At 70.6% G+C, this 16707-nt stretch carries 17 protein-coding genes and 1 pseudogene; 10 read left to right on the plus strand and 8 right to left on the minus strand.

Going from position 1 to position 16707, the window contains the following annotated elements; genetic code table 11:
- Positions 1-18: 18 nt before the first annotated feature.
- From ACZ7MG_RS37095 to ACZ7MG_RS37105, 3 genes are all read right to left on the minus strand, one after another.
- Positions 19-345: an NAD(P)H-binding protein gene (locus ACZ7MG_RS37095; RefSeq protein WP_471383654.1), complete on the minus strand. Its 327-nt coding sequence runs from the start codon at positions 343-345 to the stop codon at positions 19-21.
- A gap of 156 nt (positions 346-501) precedes the next feature.
- Positions 502-1398: an alpha/beta fold hydrolase gene (locus ACZ7MG_RS37100; RefSeq protein ID WP_471383652.1), complete on the minus strand. Its 897-nt coding sequence runs from the start codon at positions 1396-1398 to the stop codon at positions 502-504.
- Between the two features lie 126 nt (positions 1399-1524).
- A complete protein-coding gene (locus ACZ7MG_RS37105; RefSeq protein WP_471383649.1) occupies positions 1525-2295 on the minus strand; it encodes an NADPH-dependent F420 reductase in 771 nt (256 codons plus the stop codon).
- A 282-nt stretch (positions 2296-2577) separates the two neighbouring features.
- Between ACZ7MG_RS37105 and ACZ7MG_RS37110 the strand changes: the two genes are divergently transcribed.
- A complete protein-coding gene (locus ACZ7MG_RS37110; protein ID WP_471383645.1) occupies positions 2578-3240 on the plus strand; it encodes a TetR/AcrR family transcriptional regulator in 663 nt (220 codons plus the stop codon).
- A 93-nt stretch (positions 3241-3333) separates the two neighbouring features.
- Here ACZ7MG_RS37110 and ACZ7MG_RS37115 read toward each other — a convergent pair whose 3' ends face one another.
- Positions 3334-3951, minus strand: a complete 618-nt coding sequence (locus ACZ7MG_RS37115; RefSeq protein WP_471383642.1) for a TetR/AcrR family transcriptional regulator — start codon at positions 3949-3951, stop codon at positions 3334-3336.
- Between the two features lie 147 nt (positions 3952-4098).
- On the opposite strand from ACZ7MG_RS37115, the gene ACZ7MG_RS37120 reads away from it, so the two are divergent.
- The 7 genes and pseudogenes from ACZ7MG_RS37120 to ACZ7MG_RS37150 all read left to right on the plus strand — a co-directional run bounded on the left by ACZ7MG_RS37120 (position 4099) and on the right by ACZ7MG_RS37150 (position 9645).
- Positions 4099-5070 (plus strand): aldo/keto reductase, encoded by a 972-nt coding sequence (locus ACZ7MG_RS37120; RefSeq protein ID WP_471383639.1) that lies wholly within the window; start codon positions 4099-4101, stop codon positions 5068-5070.
- 482 nt (positions 5071-5552) lie between these two features.
- Entirely contained in the window at positions 5553-5804 is a 252-nt protein-coding gene (locus ACZ7MG_RS37125; RefSeq protein WP_471383637.1) for a hypothetical protein, read from the plus strand.
- On the plus strand, positions 5801-6169 hold the full coding sequence (locus ACZ7MG_RS37130) for a helix-turn-helix domain-containing protein (protein WP_471383635.1): 369 nt from the start codon (positions 5801-5803) through the stop codon (positions 6167-6169). The genes ACZ7MG_RS37125 and ACZ7MG_RS37130 overlap by 4 nt, the downstream gene beginning before the upstream one ends.
- A 142-nt stretch (positions 6170-6311) precedes the next feature.
- Positions 6312-6827 (plus strand): annotated as a pseudogene (gene uraD / locus ACZ7MG_RS37135) (2-oxo-4-hydroxy-4-carboxy-5-ureidoimidazoline decarboxylase); the annotation flags it as partial.
- 110 nt (positions 6828-6937) lie between these two features.
- Positions 6938-7339, plus strand: coding sequence for a hydroxyisourate hydrolase (uraH, locus tag ACZ7MG_RS37140; protein WP_471383633.1), 402 nt, complete (start codon positions 6938-6940; stop codon positions 7337-7339).
- A 2-nt stretch (positions 7340-7341) separates the two neighbouring features.
- Positions 7342-8235, plus strand: a complete 894-nt coding sequence (pucL, locus tag ACZ7MG_RS37145) for a factor-independent urate hydroxylase (protein ID WP_471383630.1) — start codon at positions 7342-7344, stop codon at positions 8233-8235.
- 30 nt (positions 8236-8265) lie between these two features.
- Positions 8266-9645, plus strand: a complete 1380-nt coding sequence (locus ACZ7MG_RS37150) for an 8-oxoguanine deaminase (protein WP_471383627.1) — start codon at positions 8266-8268, stop codon at positions 9643-9645.
- 136 nt (positions 9646-9781) lie between these two features.
- Here ACZ7MG_RS37150 and ACZ7MG_RS37155 read toward each other — a convergent pair whose 3' ends face one another.
- From ACZ7MG_RS37155 to ACZ7MG_RS37170, 4 genes are all read right to left on the minus strand, one after another.
- The gene (locus ACZ7MG_RS37155; RefSeq protein ID WP_471383625.1) at positions 9782-10609 is read right to left on the minus strand and encodes a chitosanase; all 828 of its coding nucleotides are present in this window, start codon (positions 10607-10609) and stop codon (positions 9782-9784) included.
- Between the two features lie 106 nt (positions 10610-10715).
- Entirely contained in the window at positions 10716-12917 is a 2202-nt protein-coding gene (locus ACZ7MG_RS37160) for an alpha-N-acetylglucosaminidase (protein WP_471383622.1), read from the minus strand.
- A gap of 126 nt (positions 12918-13043) precedes the next feature.
- Positions 13044-13640, minus strand: a complete 597-nt coding sequence (locus tag ACZ7MG_RS37165) for a 3'-5' exonuclease (protein WP_471383621.1) — start codon at positions 13638-13640, stop codon at positions 13044-13046.
- Positions 13641-13683: 43 nt separating this feature from the next.
- Positions 13684-14310 carry an AraC family transcriptional regulator gene (locus ACZ7MG_RS37170; protein ID WP_471383618.1) on the minus strand — a complete coding sequence of 209 codons (627 nt, stop codon included), beginning with the start codon at positions 14308-14310 and terminating at the stop codon, positions 13684-13686.
- Positions 14311-14354: 44 nt separating this feature from the next.
- Here ACZ7MG_RS37170 and ACZ7MG_RS37175 point away from each other — a divergent pair, with 44 nt between their 5' ends.
- Both ACZ7MG_RS37175 and ACZ7MG_RS37180 read left to right on the plus strand, forming a co-directional pair.
- Positions 14355-14798, plus strand: a complete 444-nt coding sequence (locus ACZ7MG_RS37175; protein ID WP_471383616.1) for a Rossmann-fold NAD(P)-binding domain-containing protein — start codon at positions 14355-14357, stop codon at positions 14796-14798.
- A 166-nt stretch (positions 14799-14964) separates the two neighbouring features.
- Positions 14965-16653: a peroxidase family protein gene (locus tag ACZ7MG_RS37180; protein WP_471383613.1), complete on the plus strand. Its 1689-nt coding sequence runs from the start codon at positions 14965-14967 to the stop codon at positions 16651-16653.
- The last annotated feature ends 54 nt before the right edge of the window (positions 16654-16707 follow it).

Consider the following 16707-nt stretch of genomic DNA (forward strand, 5'->3'; position numbering starts at 1 on the left):
GCTCCCTTCGATACCGGCTCAGTAATTCCATATTGCGGAAGTTTGTTTCTGCCTAATGGAAGATTGCCGTCGATGGTCAGGCCTTGTCAAGAGGGCTCGGCGGAAAACGGCACCGCGCAGTCCGTGATCACGGTGTCGCGGCGGATCCACTCGGGGCTGCTTCTGCACGGCGGTCGCCGACTTGTAGGTGTCGCCCACGCCGAACGAGGACATCCACACCAGACGCGACACGCCCTGTTCCTCGGCCGCGGCGATCACGGCCGTAGCGGCGCGGGTGAAGAGGTCGTCGGCGCGCACGGAGGTGCTTCTGCCGAGGGCCGAGATGACGGCGTCCTGGCCGATCATGGCCTTCGCGACGTCCTCGCGTGAGGTGGCGGCGGGCCAGGACGGTGACCGTGTCGCCGGCCGCGAGGCCCCGGTCGACGACGTGACGGCCGGTGGGACCGGTCGTGGCTGCGGCCACCACCCGTGCCGGCTCGGTTGGGTCGGTGCCCTGCCCGGTCAGAGCAGGAAGTCCAGCAGTGCCTTCGTCAGGGCTTCCGGGGCCTCTTCGGCCAGGAAGTGACCGATTCCGGGAATCACCAGTCCGGTGACGTCCGTGGCGAGCCGGCGCATGTCTGCCTCCGGGCCGGTGCCGGTGGCGTACTCGCCGCCGATGGCCAGGACCGGGATGCTCAGCGGGCCCTCGTCGCGCCAGCGCTGGACCTGCTCGGGCCATTCGTCGAGGGTGCGGTAGTACTCGAACACGGCGTGCAGGGCGGCCGGGTCGCGCAGCAGGTCGACGTAGACGTCCACGGCGTGCTGTGGGATGGCGTCGGGCCGGGCGGCCTTGGAGGTGAACTGGTGGCCGAAGTAGATCTCCTCGCGTCCGGCGACCATGCGTTCGTTGATGTCCTGCAGGCGGTTGAAGGCGAAGTGCCACAGGAACGCGTTGGTGGCCGCGTCCGAGATCAGCGGCGGGGACGGGGAGAGGCCGGGGAGGACGGACTCGCCGACGACGAGGCGGGTGACACGGTCGCGGTGGCTGGCGGCGAGGCCATGAGCGATGTTCATGCCCAGGTCGTAGCCGGCGACGGCGAAGCGTTCGTGGCCCAGAGCGGTCATCAGGTCGGCCATGTCGGCGGCCAACGTGACTGGGGTGTAGCCGGTGGCGGGCTTGTCGCTGCCGCCCAGGCCGCGGACGTCGGCGGCGACGACGGTGAAGTGCTCGGCGAGGGCGGGCATGACCAGGCGCCAGTGGTACCAGAACTGGGGCCAGGCGGGCAGGAGCAGCAGCGGCGGCCCGTCGCCGCCGACCACGGCGTGCAGGGTCAGATCACTTGTCTGGACGGTGTGGCTGGTGAACGTGTCGGCGAACCCGGCGGGCAGGTGCGGCACGTCAGTGACGGTGAACGGCATGGTGGGATCTCCTCGTGGCACAGGGATGAATATCGAGTCCGAGTCCCTCCCGTCCGGGTCCGTGCTCGTCCGGGATCTCTCCCGGGCAGAGTGGGTGCGCCGGACCGGCGAGGGCTCGTCCGGGGGTCAGGCGACCACGCGGTCGGCGGTGAGCTTGCGGGGGGTCTCGGCGAGGAGGGTGCGCAGCCGTGCCGCGGGCAGCGGGACGCCCGGGTCGAGCGGGTACGGCGTCTGCGGGAGAGTGCCGGAGCGGAGGTCCTCGCCCACCTGTGCCATGAATGCCCTCAGGACGTCGGGGTCGACGAAGTACGGCGCCGCGTACGGGTCGGTCTCCGGCTCGAAGCGCCAGCTCTCGGTCAGGGGGCCGGCGTCGACGGTGTCGAAGCCCAGTCGGCTGATCAGGTCGGCGGCACTGGTCTTGGCCTGGGGGTCGTCGCCGGCGATGGGCAGGGCGGTGCGGTCGGCGGCGCCTGCGGGGCGGGCCAGTTCGGGGATGTGGTGGTCGCTGATGTTGTTGAACGCCTTGACGAGCTTCGCGCCGGCCAGGTGTTCCTGGACGAGTTCGCTGGTGGTGGTCCTGCCCGAGTCGAGGGCCTCGATGCCTCCGTCGCGGAACGGGTAGTAGTTGATCGTGTCGAGCACGACCTTGCCCGCCAGCTCGGAGACGGGAAGCTTCTGGTAGGCGGCCAGCGGAATGCTCACCACCACCCAGTCGCCCGCTCGGGCCGCCTCCTCGGGGGTCGCGGCGCGGGCCCGCTCGCCGAGCTCTGCCACTGTCTCGGCCAGGCTCTCGGGGCCGCGGGAGTTGGACAGGACGACGTCGATGCCCGCCGCGATCGCGAGCCGGGCGACCTTCGTGCCGATTTTGCCGCTGCCGATGATGCCGAGTGTTGCCATGGAAGGGATCTCCTCGTCTCGCGGACCGTGCGGTCCGTGCCGACCGTGCGGTCTGTGCCGACCGTGCGGGCCGTCCCGACCGTGCGGGCCGTGTGGTCCGTGCCGATCGTGCAGACCGTGCGGTCCGTCGGTGTGTTGTGGGCGAGCAGGGCTCAGGCGGAAAACGCGCAGGCGAAGGCCGGGGGCCGCTCGCACCGCTGAACCGGAGCAACTGCTCCCCTTGAACGTAGCACAACCGGAGCACTTGCTCCGCAATGTTCCGGTGCCCTGTACCCTGAGGCCGTGACCCTCGCCGACCAGCCCACCCCCGCGCCCACCCCCGCACCCGGGCAGCCCGCCAAGCGCGGCCGCCGCGCCGACGCCGAGCGCAACCGTGCCGCGATCATGGAGGCGGCCGGCGCCGTCTTCGCGGAGCAGGGCGGCGCGGTAGACGTCCGGGAGATCGCCCGGCGCAGTGGCGTCGGCATGGGCACCCTGTACCGCCACTTCCCGACCAAGGACGACCTGCTCACCACCGTCCTGGAACAGCAGTTCACCGCCTGGCTCACCGACGCCCACGAGCAGGCCACCGCCACCGAGGACCCCTGGCAGGCCCTGACCGGGTTCTTCGAGCAGATGCTCACCACGCAGGCCCGCAACCGCGCCGTCGTGGAGAGCTACACCACCAACGGCGGCCCCAGCAGCTCATGCGCCCAGCGGTGCTACACGTTCATCGACGAGCTCCGCACCCGCTGCATGAACGTCGGCCTGCTGCGCCCCGACGTCACCACCGACGACCTGGTCCTGCTCAGCGGCTCCCTGAGCCAGGCCGTCCTGACGACCGGTGACAGCCACCCGGGTCAGTGGCGCCGCCTTCTGCGCATCTCCCTCGACGGCCTCAGCAGCCGCAACACCGAACCCCTGCCCGAGCCCACAACCCACACGGACACACACGGGAACGACTGACCGGGAAATCCTCAGGATTCTCGGTCAGCGATGCGAACCCGGATCCCTCCGCCGCCTCGGCGAACTCGACTGGTCAGCGACTGAATCCGGATATCACCGGCCTCCCCAGGCGGTGATGGCTCGTTCGACGTAGGACGAGACGCCGGCGTGCATGTCGGTTTCGGGGTCGAGGAGCCATTGCAGACCGATGCCGTCCAGCACGGCGGTGACCAACCGCACCTCGATCTCGATCTGCGCGGGGGAGAGGGGGGCGATCTCGCCGGCTTCGGCGGCTTCGCGCAGGTGCGCGGCGAGGGTGGCCAGGTTGGTGGTGTAGCGCCGGGTGATGAACGCGTGGGCCGGATGGGTCGGACTCGAGGCCTCGGCTGCGATGGTGGTGAACAACTCGAGCAGCCCTCGGTTGTCCTGGTGGGCGACCATGACCTCGGGCAGCCGCCGGAAGTAGTCCAGGCCGCTGACGTCGGTGAGGCTGTTGGCCACGGTCCGTCGGTCCCACTCCTCCAGCACGGCCGTGAGCAGGCCTTCCTTGCTCCCGAAGTGCTGGATCAGGGTGGCGTGGGTGACGCCGGCCTGCTCGGCGATCGTACGGAGGGACCCGCCGGCGAAGCCGTGTTCGCCGAAGACGTCCATGGCGATGCCGATGAGCTGCTCGCGTCGGCGGATCCCTGTGCGGTAGGGGCCCCGTGTTCTGGTCTGAGCACTGTCTGGCATGCCGCCAATCTCTCACGGCCGTTGCCGAAATATAACCGGTCGGTTAGCGTTGAGGCCGATACGGTGTGCGGCCGCCTGGGGCGGGGCTCCTCTGATCGCGTGCACGTTTCAACCCGCGCTGAAGCCCCCGGAAGGGAAACCCACCAGATGGAGTACTCGATCCTTGGTCCGGCCGGTGTGCGCGTATCCCGCATCTGTGTGGGCACGGCGACTTTCGGGGTGGCACCGAGTTCCCAGGACGCCGATGGTGTCGTGGGGGCGGCGCTGGATCTGGGGATCAACTTCTTCGACACCGCCGACGTCTACGGCTCGACCTCGACGTTCGACCGTCCCGGTGTTCCTCCGGCCTCGGAGCGCGAGTCCGCTGAGGAGATCCTCGGCCGTGCCCTCGCCGGGCGCCGGGATGAGGTGGTGCTGGCGACGAAGTCGGGGGAGCGCCGGTTCGACCCGGATGCGGGTCTGTCGCGCCGGTACGTCATCCAGCGGGTCGAGCAGAGCCTGCGCCGGATGCGCACCGACCGCATCGACCTCTACTACGCGCACTTCCCGGATCCGGACACGCCGCTGGAGCAGACTCTCGCGGTGTACGACGACCTGATCCGGCAGGGGAAGCTGCGGTACGTCGCCCTGTCCAATCACCCGGCCTGGCAGATGACCGAGGCTCTGTGGATCGCCGACGACCGACGGTTGGTGTCCGCTCCGGTGGCCGCGCAGGTGCAGTACAGCCTGCTGGACCGAAGCGCCGAGCGGGAGCTGGCCGCCGCGTGCGTGAGGTTCGGACTGTCGATCATCCCCTACGCGCCATTGCACGGCGGCCTGTTGGCCGGCCTGTCCGTGCTGGACCGCCCGATCTCCGGGAACAAGCGCTTCGGCGGTTCCGGATTCTCGGAGTCCGAGATCACGATCGCCCGCGAGCTCGACCGCCTGGCCCGTGAGTGGGGGCTGGGGATGCAGCAGGTTTCACTGGCCTGGCTGCTGTCCCGCCCTGCCGTGACGTCGGTGATCATCGGAGCGGAAACGGTCGAGGAACTCCGTGCCAACGCCTCGGCCGCTGATGTCGCACTCACCCGGGAACAGCTGGATGCGGTCTCTGCGCTGACCGCCGAGTCCGGGCCCTGACCAGAAGAGAGCGAAGGCGGGCCGCCTTCGCCGGCGGCCGCGAACCCGGCGACGGCTATGCCGGGCTGTTCGACGTGCGCGCGACGGACGGGCCTCATGCCCGGCATGACGTGTCGGCCGCGATTCGAGTCCGAGCGCGGCTGGGTCGGCAACACCCGGACCGAGGGGCTGCTCTGGGACAGAGCCTGCGACAACTGCTGTTAGGCGCGCTGCGTCACTAAATCCTCAAGGAGCACCGCGATCGTTTAACCGCGGTTGGCCATTGCGGAGTCCGTTAAGGTCGTGTCGGAGTGGCTGGGGCACACCAACACCGCGATGACCTTGAACGTCTCCAGTCACCTCCTCCCTGCGTCGGAGGAGCGGACACGGGCGGCGGTGGACAGAGCTCTCCGTGCGGTGGCGGGAGAATGTGCCCCCGATGTGCCCTCTCCAACGGAGGGTTGCGGGGACGTGCAGGTCAGAGTGGATGCCTTGGGGGCGCAGTGCGATTGAGAGTGGAGTTCACGACCGAGCCCTTCGATCTGGACGAGGCCCCGGCGCACGCGCTCGTGGCCCGTGAGGTCGTGGAGGCGGCAGAGCTGGACGCGGTCGACGTCGGCCCGTTCGGGAACACGGCGGAGGGCGGTGCCGACGCCGTGCTCACCGCCGTGGACACGCTGCTGCGCCGGACCCTGGCCTCCGGTGCCACCCGGATCTCGCTCCAGGTCAATGTGATCGGGGAGGGCGGCGCGTGACCGCCCCCGGTGACGAGCCCTTCGTCGCGGCCGTCAAGCCGCTGGTCGACGCCATGGGCGGGGTCATGCTGCCGCCCGGCGAGGCCGGCCCCGACGACGTCGTCCTCTCCTGGCAGGGCGCCGACGTCGTCGCCGTACGGCTGCCGCAGCTCGCCGAGTCGCTGGACCACATCCTGGCCGCGATGGAACGGCAGCGGGGCAAGCCGCTCGCCGACCTCGACCGCAGGGCCAAGCAGGAGGTCGTACGGATACTGGAGGCGCGCGGCGCCTTCTCCGTGCGCCACGGCGTGGAGACCGTCGCGAGCGCGCTCGGCGTCAGCCGCTTCACCGTCTACAACTACCTCAACCGCGAGAAAGAGGCCTGAGAGCCGGGGTCTCGCCGTCGTCCCGGCCCGTACCTCCGCGCCCCCGCCGCCGCGTTTTTCAACAAACTGTTGACGTGAGGGTGTCGTGAGGCGTTAGCTTGCCGTAGCCAGTCAGTCCAGCACCACGGCGACGGAGGCACCCGTGACTTCGCGTTCTTCGCGTTCCTCGACACCGGGCCTCGCCCGCTTCAACGCCCTGGAGCAGCACGCGGCAGCCGCCGCGCTCCATGAGGCGTGCGCCTCGGCGGAATGGGGGCGCAGGCTGCTCGCCGGCCGCCCCTACGCCACCCCCGAGGACCTCTTCACCGCCAGCGACGCCGCCATGGCCGAGCTGACCGAGGGGGACCTCGCGGAGGCGATGGCCGGACACCCCCCGATCGGCCGCCCGAAGCCGGGCGACCCGACCTCGGCCCGTGAACAGCGCGGGATGGCCGGCGCCTCCGACACGCTCAAGGCGGAGATGCTCGAACTGAACCTGGCCTACCAGGAGAAGTTCGGCCACGTCTTCCTGATCTGCGCCACCGGCCGTACCGGGGAGCAGATGCGCGACGCGGTCAGAGAGCGGATCGGCAACGCGCCGGAGCGGGAGCGCGAGATCGTCCGCACCGAACTGGGCAAGATCAACCGCATCCGCCTGGCCCGACTCGTCGAAGCCGAAGCCGAAGCCGAAGTCGAAATCGATGTCGCGGGGCCGGCCGCAGCCGCCACCGCAGCCGCAGCCGCCGCCGCAGTCGATGCCGAAGCCGAAGCCGAAGAGGAAGCCCGCCCATGAGCACGAGCACGACCGCCTCGGTGTCCACGCACATCCTGGACACCTCCTTCGGCCGCCCCGCCGAGGGCGTCGCCGTCCGCCTCGCCGCCCGCTCCGGGCGCGACGCCGAGTGGCGGGCGCTCGGCGGCTCGGCGACCGACGCCGACGGCCGCTGCAAGGACCTCCCGGCACCGCCGGAGGGCACCACCCATGTACGGCTCGACTTCGAGGTCGAGCCGTACCTCGAGAAGTCCGCGATCACGCAAGCCGATGCGCAGCAGGACGCCCCCGCGAACCGGGACAGCGGTGCCGTGTTCTTCCCCGAGGTCGTCATCACCTTCGCGGTGACGCCGGGCGAGCACTACCACGTACCGCTGCTGCTCAACCCGTTCGGCTACTCCGTATACCGAGGGAGCTAGCTATGCCCATCCTGGGACAGAACCAGTACGGCAAGGCCGAGAACCGAGTCGTCAGGATCACGCGGGACGGCGCCACCCACCACATCAAGGACCTGAACGTCTCCGTGGCGCTCTCCGGCGACATGGACGAGGTCCACCTCTCCGGCTCGAACGCGAACGTCCTGCCGACGGACACCACCAAGAACACGGTGTACGCCTTCGCCAAGGAGCACGGCATCGAGTCCGCCGAGCAGTTCGGCATCCATCTCGCCCGCCACTTCGTGACCTCCCAGCCGGCCATCCACCGGGCCCGCATACGTATCGAGGAGTACTCCTGGGAGCGCGTCGAGCACGGCAACGAGGGCGCGCACTCCTTCGTCCGCACGGGCCAGGAGACCCGGCTGACGCAGGTCACGTACGACGGCTCGGCGTGGGAGGTCGTCTCCGGCCTCAAGGACCTCACCGTCATGAACTCGACCGACTCCGAGTTCTGGGGCTACGTCAAGGACAAGTACACGACCCTGCCCGAGGCCCACGACCGCATCCTCGCCACCGAGGTCTCCGCCCGCTGGCGCTTCAACTGGACCGACGACACCCAGGAGATGCCCGACTGGGAGGCGTCCTACGGGCAGGTGAAGCGGCACCTGCTCCGCGCCTTCGCCGAGACGTACTCGCTCTCGCTCCAGCAGACCCTGTACCAGATGGGCGTACGGATCATCGAGCACCGCGACGAGATCGACGAGGTCCGCTTCTCCCTCCCGAACAAGCACCACTTCCTGGTGGACCTGGCCCCGTTCGGCCTGAAGAACGACAACGAGGTGTACTTCGCCGCCGACCGCCCCTACGGCCTGATCGAGGCCACCGTCCTGCGGGACGGGTGCGAGGCGAAGATCCCGGCCGACCTCACCAACCTCTGAAGGATCGATCCTCCGAAGGACGCACCCACCATGGCAGCCGTACAGCGCATCGTCATCGAGAACTGTTCCCTCGCGACGGTCGACGCCCACGACACCGAACACCCCACCGGACACCTCGTCATCGCCGGCAACCGCATCGAGTCGCTCGGCCCGGGCAAGGCTCCCGAGGGACTGCCGGACGTCGTACGCCGTATCGACGCGACCGGTCATCTCGTCACCCCCGGCCTGGTCAACACCCATCACCACTACTACCAGTGGATCACCCGGGGCCTGGCCACCGACCACAACCTCTTCAACTGGCTCGTCGCCCTGTACCCGACGTGGGCGCGCATCGACGAGCCGATGGTGTACGCGGCGGCCCAGGGCTCGCTCGCGATGATGGCCCGCGGTGGGGTGACCACGGCCATGGACCATCACTACGTCTTCCCCAAGGGCTCCGGCGACCTGTCCGGCTCGATCATCCGGGCGGCCCGCGAGATGGGCGTCCGCTTCACCCTCGCCCGTGGCTCGATGGACCGCAGCGAGAAGGACGGCGGTCTGCCGCCGGACTTCGCCGTCGAGACCCTGGACGGCGCGCTCGCCGCCACCGAGGAGACGGTCAAACGGCACCACGACGCGTCCTTCGGCGCCATGACCCAGGTCGCCGTCGCCCCCTGCTCCCCCTTCTCCGTCTCCACCGAACTCCTCCGCGAGGGCGCCGAGTTGGCCCGCCGCCTCGGGGTGCGGCTGCACACCCACGGCTCGGAGACGGTCGAGGAGGAGAAGTTCTGCCACGAACTCTTCGGCATGGGCCCCACCGACTACTTCGAGTCCACGGGCTGGCTCGGCGAGGACGTGTGGATGGCCCACTGCGTCCATATGAACGACTCCGACATCGACGCCTTCGCCCGTACGAGGACGGGGGTCGCCCACTGCCCCTCGTCCAACGCCCGGCTGGCGGCGGGGATCGCCCGCGTCCCGGACATGCTGGCCGCCGGTGTCCCGGTCGGCCTCGGCGTCGACGGCACCGCCTCCAACGAGTCCGGCGAACTCCACACCGAACTGCGCAACGCGCTCCTCATCAACCGCCTCGGCACCCACCGCGAGGCCGCGCTCAACGCCCGCCAGGCGCTGCGGCTCGGCACCTTCGGCGGCGCCCAAGTCCTGGGCAGGGCAGGGGAGATCGGCTCCCTGGAGCCCGGCAAGCTCGCCGACCTGGTCCTCTGGAAGCTCGACACCCTCGCCCACGCGTCGATCGCCGACCCGGTGACCGCCCTGGTCTTCGGCGCGGCGGCCCCGGTGACGGCGTCGTTCGTGAACGGCCGGCAGATCGTCGAGAACGGCCGTCTGCTGCACGCCGACGAGGACGCGATCGCCCGCTCCACCAGGGACGAGGCCCGGCGGCTCGCCCGGATCGCCGCCGAGGCGTGACTCGTTGAACTCTGGTCGAGGGGGACGGCCCTCGGCCAGAGCCGTGGACCCGGAAGCGGGTCCGCGGCAGCCGTCTCCGGGGCGCGCATGAGCGTGCGCGCCCCGGAACGGTGTCCGGGCCAGGTGTCCGGCCGGGTCAGCTCAGTGAGTAACTGTCCCCGTACACCTGCCAGTTGAGCGGCAGCGCCAGACCGAGGTTGCCCGCCGTCAGGAAGACCCGCTGGGCGGTCTCGACCCGGCTGACGTCGCTGTGGGCCTCCTCCTGTTCCATCGCCCACACCCGGGCGTCGAGGAAGGCGTGCAGATACGCCGTCTCGTCGCCGCCCTCGGCCGGGGCGGCCGCCTGGCGGAGGGCCCGGTCGCGGATGCCGCCGAAGCTGACGGCGTCGGTGCCGGGACCGTGCATGACCATGGCGTCGTAGTAGACGAACTGCCCCAGGGTGCCGAGACCGTCCTCCTCGGCCCGCGCCACCGCCGGGTCGAAGTAGACGCGGTCGCGCTCGTCGCGCTGCGCCGTGCGGAACGCGGTGGTCGCCGCGGCCTCGCGCCAGGCGTCCGGGAAGCCCGGGTCCAGGCCCTCGTGGGAGTCGGTGCCGTCCACCGCGCGCAGCGCCGGCAGATAGGCGGCCAGCGGATTGTCCGCGACCCGCTCGGTGTACAGCTCGACCAGGGCGAGCATGTCGCTCGTACCGGAGCAGAAACCGATGATGCCGCCCGTGTAGCCCCGGCCGTCGGCGATGTCCTCGATGTAGTCGTACTGCTCCTCCCAGTCCAGCGAGGAGTTCTCCGCACTGGACACCAGCCGCATGGCGAGGTCCTTCTTCGCCGGATCGTCGAGCCCGGTGTCCGTGGTGGTGGCCGCGTCCGCCGCCTGGTGTGCCAGGGCGGGGAGGGCGAGGAGGGTGGCGCCGAGGGCGGTCAGCAGCAGACGGCGGGATGCGGCTCTGGTGGGCGGCAACGACACGGGTGATCTCCAAGTAAGCGCGCTGTCAAGGGAGTTGGCGGTAGTCGAGGGTCGCGCGCGCGACTGGGAAACCCGTGAGGGTGCCGTGGCAGTGGGCTGTGATCCGTCAGGAGAGCGCTGTGAGCCGGTCCCGGACCTGTGTGGCGACCGCGTACGTGTCCCCGGTCGGCTCGGTCGCGAGTGTCCCCGGGTTCCGCGCCCAGCGGTCCTCCAGGGCGAACCAGTCGATCTTCTTCGGCGCCCGGCCCGCCGCCAGCGCGGCCCTCAGCTCCTCGAAGTACGTCGACCAGCGCAGCCGGTACAGCCCGCCGACCAGCCCCGCCCACTCCCGGTTGGCGTAGTCCCGCAGCCCCGCGTCGGCACCTTCGCGGGTGCCCCACACGGTGAGCAGCGACAGATTGTCGTACGCCAGCTCCGTCCGCTCGGCGGCGCTCGCACCCCAGGAACGGGCATCGGCGACCCAACGCCCCAGCAGATGACGGGAGTCGGTGGCCACCAGCCGGTCCAGCAGATCCATGAGCGAGAGCCAGTCACCGCTCAGCCGGTCGAAGCGGGCCCTGTCACCGGCGTCGTACGCGGCCTTGAGTTGCGGCAGCATGACCCGGCTGCGGTTGGACAGGGCCTGGCGGGCCACGTCGAGGAGATCGCGACGGTATGCCGAGGACGCCCGCAACTCGGCCCGCACCTTCAGCAGTTCGCCGAGCGCGGGCTCGAAGTCGACCGCGCTGTAGCGGAGTTGCTTCGGGGACCAGCGGCCGGCCCGTACGACGTTCAGTGCCGGACGGGCGGCGAAGAGGCCGTCGGCGCCCTCGCTCCACGAGTCGGCGCGGGTGGTGCCGTACGCGGTCCGGCGCAGGATGTCCCAGGCGGCCTCGGCGTGCGGGTCGAGGGCGCCGTAGCGGGCGTGCGCCCACTCCGCGAACCAGGTCTTGAGGTCCAACTCGCCTTCTCGCCAGGCGAGTTCGGAGAAGAGTGCGAAGGCGGCCGGGTTGTTGTCCGCCGCCTCCGGCATGAGGGCGATCCCGTGCAGTTTGCTGCCGGCCTTGGTGCGCCACTTCTCGTACAGCGCGGCCCAGTCGGGGGTGTTGGCGCCGAGCGCGGTGTGGCCGCCGAAGTTCCAGATCGAACCGAAGGCGTAGGGGGTGTCGCCCCAGTCGGCCTCGCGGTCGACGACCGTGGGGAAGCGGTCGGAGAGGCCGTCCACGACGAGCATCCGCTCCTTGTCGACGGCGTCGACGATCGCGCGCGGCGGGTTGTGCTGCCAGCCGAGGATCACCCAGGTGGCCCCCGGGTGGGACCGCTGGAGCGCCCGCTCGACACCCTTCGCCGCGTCGGCGACCGGCACGTCACCCGGGTCGCCGCCCTCGTGCAGCAGGTCCATCTTGTACAGGGTCGACGGGCCGAACATCTCGTCCTGCACCCGGTAGAAGGCCGCCGCCACCCGGGCGAACTCGTCCGTGCGCGGGTCCAGCCAGTCGGGGCGTGCGAAGCCCATCCAGTCGCCCTGCGGCACGGTCCGGGCCCCCGGCACCTTCTCGGCGAACCCGGCCGGGACCGTCCCGAAGTAGCCGGGGAACACCGGCGTCATCCCCAGCTCACGGGCCCGGTCGGCGATCCGGCGGCCGAGGACGGCCCGCGCGTCCAGGAGCTGCCGGGAGACGGGGGAGGGGAAGGCGGACAGGTTCTGCAGCAGCCACCACGGCTGGTGCGCCGGGCCCGGCACCCACTCCCGCAGCTCCTCCTCGCCGTACCCGAACTCCTGGAACACCCGGTGGTACAGCGCGTCCGCGCCCGCGTAGACAAGAACCTCGTTGTAGCCGTGCAGCGCCAGCACGTCCAGCTCGCGCTCCCAGTACGTCCAGTCGAGGTACGCGCCCGTGTAGCCGTCGTTGGTGTCGTTGAGGGCGAAGCGGTGGGTGACGTTGGCCTCGCGGCTTACGGTCCCGTCGAGGCCGGGCAGCTCACGCGGCAGGAGGTTCGTCTGTTCGCCGGCCCAGTTGATCTCGGCGTGCGCGATATTCCTCAAGTACCAGTTGAGTCCGGTGAGTTGGGTGGCGGGCGTGTCCCCGACGACGGTGATGCGCCCGGTGGTCCCCGAGACCCGGAAGGTGTCCCGGTCCCCGCCCTCCGTGAAGGTGATCTGCCGCCAGTGGTCCGGCAGCAGCCGCCGGGCCGTGACCGAGGCCGTGCGCCGTGCCTTGTCGGTGCGGGGCGCGTCGTCCGAGGGGATCGCGCGGGCCGACGTACAGGCGGCGACGGCGGGACCCGCGGCGAACGCGGCGAGCAGGGCACGGCGGGGGAGCGGCATCGTGTCTCCGGGGTGCGGTGGGGGTACGGAGTGGGAGGAATACCCGCCGAAACCACACTTGTGCACAGACACAGGGCCACACGGGGGAGAACCTGCCATGAACGGCTCCTTCCGCCGCGTCGGACCCTACTGCCGAGCGCCGTCCCAGGCCATCAGGTTCGCCAGCAGCTCCGCCTGCTCGATCGCGTCGTCCAGGGCGTGGTGGGTGTGGGGGCGCCGGGAGAGCAGATGCGGGGGCATCGACCGCTTGGAGACCGTCCGCAGGGGGACCCCGGCCTTCGTCGCGTACAGCGTCTTCATGTCCAGGCACCCCGAGTGCCCGAAGGGGCTCTCCCCGGTGAAGCGGATCAGATACCAGTACAGGAACGTCCAGTCGTACGAGGCGGGGTAGCCGCACATCACGGGTTGCGCCTCGCCGCTCACCTCGCGCACCCAGGAGCCGAACTCCCGCAACGCGACCCTCGGATCATGCCCCTGGTCCGCCAGCAGCTCCCGGTCCAGCCCGCTCACCGCCAGCGCCTCCGGCACGAACTCCTCACTGATCGGCCGCAGTTCACGGTAGAACGTGCGCCGTCGGGGATCGGTCGCCGTGAACCCGTTCGCGTCATGCCGCCCCGCGACGGCCGCCCCGAAGCTCACCATCGAATAGGGCCCCGGGATCGGCCCGTCCGCCTCGACATCGACGGAGATGTAGAGACTGGGCTTGATCCTGCGTTCTGACATACGACGATCATGACGCCCGACCGGTGGGCGACGCATCCGGATTTCAGGGCCGGGCGAACGCCTGGCAGGGCTGGGGCCCCGGCAGTCGGCCGGTGAAGAACGACGTGGGAGGCACGCCCATCAGGGCGCGGAAGTCGGCCGCGAGATGCGACTGGTCGTAGTACCCGGTGGCGGCGGCGAGTCGCGCCCACGGGACGGTGGGTGACCTGTGGCTGAGGACGTGCCGCAGACGGGCGATGCGGGCGAAGTGCTTCGGGGACACCCCGACCCCCTCCGCGAAGAGATTGCGCAACTGCCGCTCGCTGACGGCGAACCGCCGAGCCAGTCCGCCCACCCCCTCCGGGAGCCGGCCACCCCCTGCCGAGACGGAGCGGACCGCCGAACGCACCAACGCGGTACGGGCGTCGGTGAGGGCGGCCGGGCGCGTCGCCCGCAGGACGGCCGCGAGCCGGGCCACGACGAACTCCGGCTCCACATCACGGAGTTCATCGGCGAGACGGCGGGCCCGGGGGGCGGGGAAGTCGTCGAGCCGGATCACCCTGCCCACGAGGTGGGCCGCCGCGACGCCCAACAGCGGCCCGGCGGTGCCCGGTTCGAGAGGCAGCCGCACACACGAGGCAGGCCGTTCGCTCAAGTGGTACGAGGCGCGGGTCCGGGGACCGACCACCATGGCCGTACGGTCGCCGTCCCCGCTCCGGCACCCCCGTACCCAACATGACGGGCTCGGGCAGACAGGGCGTGGTCGACCCGCGCGATGTGTCGGAGGCCGCGGTGGAGGCGCTGCTCACCTCGGCGCACGCGGGGCGGACGTACACCCTGACCGGTCCGGAGGCGCTCTGCACCGCGGACCAGGCCGCCGTCCTCGCCTCGGTGCTCGGCCGCCCGGTCGCGACCACCGACCTCGCACCGGACGAGACCCGGGCCCACCTGGTCGCGGCGGGGATGGGCGACACCTACGTGGAAGGGGTCGTGGCCGGCGCCACCTACGTACGCGACGGCGGTGGCGCCGAGATCACCGAGGACGTGCCACGCATCCTGGGCCGACGGGCCCGGACCTACCGGGTGTGGGCGGAGGACCATCGGGGGGCCTTCGGCGATATCGCCGAGTCGCGTGCGTCGTATGACGCGGAACGCCAACCTGACGGTACGTCAATATGAGTAGTTTTCCCCCTTCGGGAACCCCTTGTGCCGGACGACACGTTGTCGGTAAAAGGGATTTATCCGAATGATCGCTTCGCGTCCGGTGGGGGCCGGTACCGACGGGGAGAACCGGAAAGTCCGGTTGTGACCGTTCGCGGAGCCGGGGGACAGAACGGGGACACACATGGTGCATCGACACCATCGCGAGACCTACTACGTCGTCAACGAGGGCCGGATCCTGGAGTTCGAGAAGGGGGAGGCGATCGCGCGCGTACCGAGCGCGACCGAGCAGCAGATGGCCTTCCGCTTCTCCCGGTTCGGCGAGAAGGGAGTCCAGCTCGACGAGGCACTGCTCGGCAAACTGGCCGTGGCCATGACCACGGGCACGGGCGGCGCCGACCCGGACTCGGGGGAGCCCGGCGCGTCGATCCCGGCGGGGTTCACGTATCTCGGTCAGTTCGTCGACCACGACCTGACCCTGGACCGCACCCAGGTGGGGCTGGGTGAACCGGTCCCGGTCGAGGACCTGGTGCAGGGGCGCAGCCCCGCCCTCGACCTCGACTCGCTCTACGGCATGGGCCCGCACCACGCGGGCAGCGCCCGCTTCTACGAGTCGGGCGGCCGTCTGCGGATGGGTACCACGCTCGGCGTCGGCTTCCCGCCCGAGTCCACGTCCAACGTCGACCACGCGGGCTTCGACCTGCCGAGGGCCGGCGAGGCCGCCGGTGGCACCCGGGCCGACAAGCGCGCCCCGCTCATCCCGGACGCGCGCAACGACGAGAACCTGGCCGTCGGCCAGCTCCACCTGGCGTTCATCCGCTTCCACAACCGGGTGATCGACCTCCTCGCCGAGCGCGGGGTGCCTGAGCACCGGCTGTTCCAGGCGGCCCGGGACATCGTCGTCAAGCACTACCAGTGGGTGCTGCGCACCGACTTCCTGCCGCGCATCGTCGACCCGGACATCGTCGAACGGGTCTTCACCCGAGGGCGCAAGCACTTCGAGCGGCCCGGGTACACCCGGCCCGGCGACTTCCCGACGATGCCCATCGAGTTCTCGGTGGCGGCCTACCGGCTCGGGCACAGCATGGTGCGCGGGGCCTACCAGTGGAACAGCGTGTTCCGCGCGGGCGGACCCGGGCCGATCGCCTCGCTCGGGCTGCTGTTCCGGTTCAGCGGCACGGCGGGCAACCTCACACCGGGCCCGGACGACCTGAGCGACCTCGACGACCCCAACTCGGGGGAGAACCTGCGGCTGCCGAGCAACTGGATCGTCGACTTCCGCCGGCTGTTCGACTTCGGCGAGATCGGCCGGGACGACCTGGTGGTGCCCGAGGGCGAGTTCAACGTGGCCAAGCGTCTCGACACGCTTCTCGTCGACCCGCTGTCCACGCTGCCCACCGGCACCTTCGACGGCCGTGGCCGCCCGGCCCCGCCGGCGATCCAGCGCAACCTGGCGTTCCGCAACCTCGTGCGGGCCTCGATGGTCGAGCTGGCCACCGGGCCGCAGCTGGCCGCGCAGATGGGCTTCAAGCCGCTCACGGAGGACCAGATCCTGCGGGGCAACGGCGGCGCCGTCCTGGAGGGCCTCACCGACACCGAGCGCGCGCGGCTCGTGGAGCACACACCACTGTGGTTCTACGTCCTGCGCGAGGCCGAGGTGAACGAGGCCCGCCCCGGCAGCCTCACGGGCGTCGGCGGCACGCTCGTCGCCGAGGTGTTCCACCGGGCGATCGAGGGCAGCCGCAGGTCGATCGTGAAGCACCCGGGCTGGCGCCCGAGCCTCCCGTCCCACAAGAAGGGCCGGTTCACCATGACGGACCTGCTCCTCTTCGCCTTCGAGAACGACCCTGAGCTGCTGAACCCGCTGGGCTGAGCGACCACCGGGACTGGCGGACGGCGTTCGTCTGCGGGCCCGGTGGGGGTTGAT

Source organism: Streptomyces sp. NPDC107538, from assembly GCF_055657445.1.